The following is a 3,980-nucleotide window of genomic DNA, read 5'->3' on the forward strand; positions in this document are numbered from 1 at the left end:
CAAAAACTATTTCCGGCGCATAATCCGCATATACTGGCGGTTCCCCGGCAAACTTCCTGTAATAATAAAGCGGTAGCGATGCTGTCGTCCGTAATTCCCGCTACCGCCTCATTTATAACGTCAAACGCTTCTTGTATTTGTTCTACGCGGCTTTTATTGATATTCATACCGTCTTTTTCCCGCAATACATATATTTTTCGCCGTTTTCAAACGCCTCACATTTAATAAAGTCAGGGCATTTTTTACATTCTGTTTTTGTGTGTTTGTAAGCCGGTTCGCAATTTTCAAAAGTTTCTCCGCAAAGAAATAATCCGTTTCCTTTTATAGGACACCCGCACCCGCCTAAATTGTTATCCCTGCAATGACTATGCAAGCCGTCATAGCCGTTTTGTTTGAGATAGTCCGTTATAATTTCTTTAACCGTCATTATTAACCTTCCCTTGCGCCCACTTTTCAAACGCATTTTCACAGCCCTTTACCGTTTTGCACAATTCTTCGGCAGGGCAGTCAACGCAGCCATTACTCTTGAAAATAACCAGCACGTCTTCAATAGTCAGTTCATGTTTCCATTTTTCAAAATTGGTTTGTTCGCTCATTTCAACGCTCCTTCGTATTCCCAAAGTCCAAGGCTGCCTTTCGCCGGTATCGGCTTTTCAAACAGTTCTGGCTTCCTCAACATCCAATGCCACATTCCCGGTTCCGCCCATTTGCCCTCATATCCTTTTATACAGTCATAGAGTTCAACCGAACCGACGATATTTCCACACCATGAAAGTAGTTCTCTCATTTCCGCGCTTGTCAATTTGTCAGATAAGGCGCGCGCGGTGATTTCCGTAAGAAACGGATCGGGCTTCTTTGACGCATGGAGTAGAATGCGGCCGCGATAATTCGTACCCCATGTTCTGTTTTCAACGTCCTTGCCGTGCTTCAAAATAAGCCAAGGCCAGGGCATGATGACCGATAACGCTTTCATTTATCCTCCTTGTTTATGTAATGGCAGCCGTTTGCTACGCAGTTATATTCGGTTTCGTTATGCGCGCAAGTCAGGCAATGCCAAGAGCAGGTTCCATTTTCGTTTGTTACCGAATTGCAATTAGGGCATGGTTTCGGTTCATATTCGCTCATTTTTTTTCTCCTCAAGGTATTATTTGCCAGTCCTATTTCTTTAGCCAACCTTGCTTGCGTCCAACCTTTCTTTTTCGTGATCTCTCCGTTTTGTACCCTGCTCGTGTACCCTGTAGGCATATTCTTATCCTCCGTAATATAATTTATCGCCCTCTCAAGAGGGCGTTTTTCCGTCTTTTTCTTTTCTGCAATCTTCACAAAGATACATTTCGTGTTTCATCGAATATGTGTCCTTTTTATAACCGGCTTCATTTCCACATTCTTCACAATGGGCTACTGGCGCATAGTCAAGACAGTCGCCGCAATAAAATTTCCAGTTAGTTTCAAAGTAACGACCATAACCCGAATCATGTATTTCTCCGCAACGGGCGCATACTTCGTATTCATCTGGTATTATTTTTGTTACCTCTTGCAAAAACCAGATAACGGACTTTGCTTTTTTGAGAGACATTTTCGGGCTTTTGCAACATATGCCTTCGGGCAATTTGCCGATGGTTAAATACTCTAAAAGTTCATTTAATTTTTCTTCCCAAACAGATGATTTAATTTCGCCTGAATAAGCCTCTTTGTGCGAATCCGTGTCAAAATATCCTTCCGGCTGCGGTTCCCCGTTTACGGCTTTTTCCAAGTCAATTTTTACATACATTTTTACGCTCCTTGAAAAACCGGCAACGTGCGCCCTGTTCGGTTACTTCAAATATCCTATGCAAGCCCTTTGGCGGCTTGTTTTCCGGGAATCTGTCAAAATATTCTTTTTCCGATTTCCACATCAAACAGTTTCCGCAATGCTTACAGGCGGCGCAGATAATACCGCGCTTGCCCGATTTATTCTTTGGCGGTTTCGGTCTACCCATTTTCTACCTCGATCCCTTCGTGTCCGGCTTTGAAAGCCTTGAATACTTTACCAACATGGACTAATTCGTCGATCCTGCCTTCAGAATCTTCGTAAAACACACGGGTTTCCTCGGTGATTTCTTCGTCAACGAATAACTGGTTAATCACATATTCAGCGTCGTTTGTTACGCTGCGACCTGAATTGTGTCCGATGTCGCGGATTAAAATATATTTTCCGCGCTCATGTTTCAAAACTTCCCATTCCGCTTTCATAAAACCAAACTCTCCTTGTTCAATATTATTTCTAGCCCTACACACTGGACCCATTCCAATTTCTATGGACAATGCGTTTTTAAGCAACCGCCTACAAATACGGCAACGGCAACCCATTAATTAAAAAGCCCCCTCTCGTTTGCTATTCTTTCCTCTGCGATTTTTATATATTCCGGGTTTATTTCGCACCCGATATACTTACGCAATAATTTAAGAGCGGTAACGGCGGTCGTCCCGCTCCCCATGAACGGGTCAAGCACAATCCCACCTTCACGGCTTCCGGCCAAAATACACGGCGTTATCAGTTCTTCGGGGTATGTGGCAAAATGTTCAGAATGATTGTTGCTTTTTGTATTTACAATCCATACGCTTCTTTTATTTCGTAATCCGTCTAGGTTATAAACTCCCTGCCGCTTACATTGTTGTTGGCTGTCTTTGCTTCGGTCGCTTTGCGTTGGCCCTGTAATAGAGCGTATATCCTTTTCAAACCATGCTGATTTCTCCGATATTGCTTTATAATCAAAGTAATAATTTTTAGATTTACTCAATAAAAAGATATATTCATGCGATTTCGTACACCGGTCGGTAACGCTTTCCGGCATTGGGTTGGGTTTATGCCATATAATGTCTTGCCGCAGATAGTAACCTTCAGCACGGAGCGCAAAAGCGAGCATTGCAGGAATACCAATATCATCTTTTTGTTTAATTACAGTAACGGGTTCGCACAATGGAATAAATATAGATGGAATAGCCGTTTTAGGAAAAGTTAAATCTCCCAGATGACTAATTGAATTTCTTTCGCTATTATGCTTAGCTCTTTTTCTATAATTGACTCGTTTCTGGCTAATTTCAAATGACACTCGTGGCAAAGCGTTATGCCATTGTCTAAATCGTATCGAAGTTCTGGATGGCTTCGAAATGGTTTTATATGATGAGCTTCGGGTCGAATTGATGAATGACAAAGACGACAAATACCCTTGTCTCTTTCTATTACTAATTTTCGCCATGTCCGTCCTTTTGGACACATTCGGTCGTCTTGTCCGCCTCCCCAAGAATAATGGTTCTTTTCCTGATTGTATTGATACCAGCATTTTGGAGAACAGAATACTTTCTTGTTTATACTTTTTTGCATATCCGAGGGATGCCTTTCTAATTTTTTGCCACATACTACGCATATTTGTTTTATATGTGTATTCTTTTTTCTTGGTTGATGGCTCACAGCGCATTTTTTTGAACAATACTTTCCTTGCCCTCGATTTATCTGTGCTTTGTGTACCTGAAAACTTTTCCCACATTTCGGGCATATTCTTTCTACATAACTCTCTGGTTTTTTGTGGAACACTAAATAACAGTTTCGACATTGCTTGCTCTGCCGATTCATAACCTGACCACACACAGGACAAGGCTTGTGCAATTTTTTCTCTGTCATCACCACTTAAATCTCTCCTTATTACATAGTTTAATGAATTAATTACTTTATTAGAATAGGACGATCCGATATTGACCCATAGCGTACCGTCTTCACGGAGTACACGCTTAACTTCACGAAATACAGCGACAAGTTTTTCTATGTATTTTTCCGGCGTTTCTTCCAATCCTATCTGGCCGTCAATACCGTAATCACGCAAGCCGTAATAAGGCGGCGACGTAATACAGCAGTCCGCAATGTTATCAGGGAGCGTTTTTAATGTGTCGATGTTATCCCCAGACAGGATTATATTTGCCGTCATAATTGGTTGGAAGTTACC

General features: G+C 41.8%; 9 protein-coding genes and 2 pseudogenes. All 11 read right to left on the minus strand.

Features of this window, described 5'->3' with window-relative positions; all coding sequences use genetic code 11:
• Positions 1 to 163: 163 nt before the first annotated feature.
• Entirely contained in the window at positions 164 to 427 is a 264-nt protein-coding gene (locus ACYVTD_RS10280) for a hypothetical protein (protein WP_461247687.1), read from the minus strand.
• Positions 417 to 596 (minus strand): hypothetical protein, encoded by a 180-nt coding sequence (locus ACYVTD_RS10285; RefSeq protein ID WP_461247688.1) that lies wholly within the window; start codon positions 594 to 596, stop codon positions 417 to 419. Before ACYVTD_RS10285 ends, ACYVTD_RS10280 begins: the two co-directional genes overlap by 11 nt.
• Positions 593 to 973 carry an ASCH domain-containing protein gene (locus tag ACYVTD_RS10290; RefSeq protein WP_461247689.1) on the minus strand — a complete coding sequence of 127 codons (381 nt, stop codon included), beginning with the start codon at positions 971 to 973 and terminating at the stop codon, positions 593 to 595. The genes ACYVTD_RS10285 and ACYVTD_RS10290 overlap by 4 nt, the downstream gene beginning before the upstream one ends.
• Positions 970 to 1,323, minus strand: coding sequence for a hypothetical protein (locus ACYVTD_RS10295; protein WP_461247690.1), 354 nt, complete (start codon positions 1,321 to 1,323; stop codon positions 970 to 972). Before ACYVTD_RS10295 ends, ACYVTD_RS10290 begins: the two co-directional genes overlap by 4 nt.
• Complete coding sequence (locus ACYVTD_RS10300; RefSeq protein WP_461247691.1) at positions 1,280 to 1,771, minus strand: hypothetical protein; 492 nt, start codon at positions 1,769 to 1,771, stop codon at positions 1,280 to 1,282. Before ACYVTD_RS10300 ends, ACYVTD_RS10295 begins: the two co-directional genes overlap by 44 nt.
• The gene (locus ACYVTD_RS10305; RefSeq protein WP_461247692.1) at positions 1,755 to 1,979 is read right to left on the minus strand and encodes a hypothetical protein; all 225 of its coding nucleotides are present in this window, start codon (positions 1,977 to 1,979) and stop codon (positions 1,755 to 1,757) included. Before ACYVTD_RS10305 ends, ACYVTD_RS10300 begins: the two co-directional genes overlap by 17 nt.
• A complete protein-coding gene (locus tag ACYVTD_RS10310) occupies positions 1,972 to 2,232 on the minus strand; it encodes a hypothetical protein (RefSeq protein WP_461247695.1) in 261 nt (86 codons plus the stop codon). Before ACYVTD_RS10310 ends, ACYVTD_RS10305 begins: the two co-directional genes overlap by 8 nt.
• A gap of 42 nt (positions 2,233 to 2,274) precedes the next feature.
• Positions 2,275 to 2,349 (minus strand): annotated as a pseudogene (locus tag ACYVTD_RS10315) (DUF6011 domain-containing protein); the annotation flags it as partial.
• The gene (locus ACYVTD_RS10320; RefSeq protein ID WP_461247693.1) at positions 2,349 to 2,906 is read right to left on the minus strand and encodes a DNA-methyltransferase; all 558 of its coding nucleotides are present in this window, start codon (positions 2,904 to 2,906) and stop codon (positions 2,349 to 2,351) included. The pseudogene ACYVTD_RS10315 and the gene ACYVTD_RS10320, both read right to left, overlap by 1 nt.
• A 92-nt stretch (positions 2,907 to 2,998) precedes the next feature.
• Entirely contained in the window at positions 2,999 to 3,661 is a 663-nt protein-coding gene (locus tag ACYVTD_RS10325) for an HNH endonuclease (protein WP_461247694.1), read from the minus strand.
• A 43-nt stretch (positions 3,662 to 3,704) separates the two neighbouring features.
• Positions 3,705 to 3,962: pseudogene (locus tag ACYVTD_RS10330) on the minus strand (DNA methyltransferase); the annotation flags it as partial.
• Positions 3,963 to 3,980 lie beyond the last annotated feature (18 nt).

The organism is Treponema sp. R6D11 (assembly GCF_054786075.1).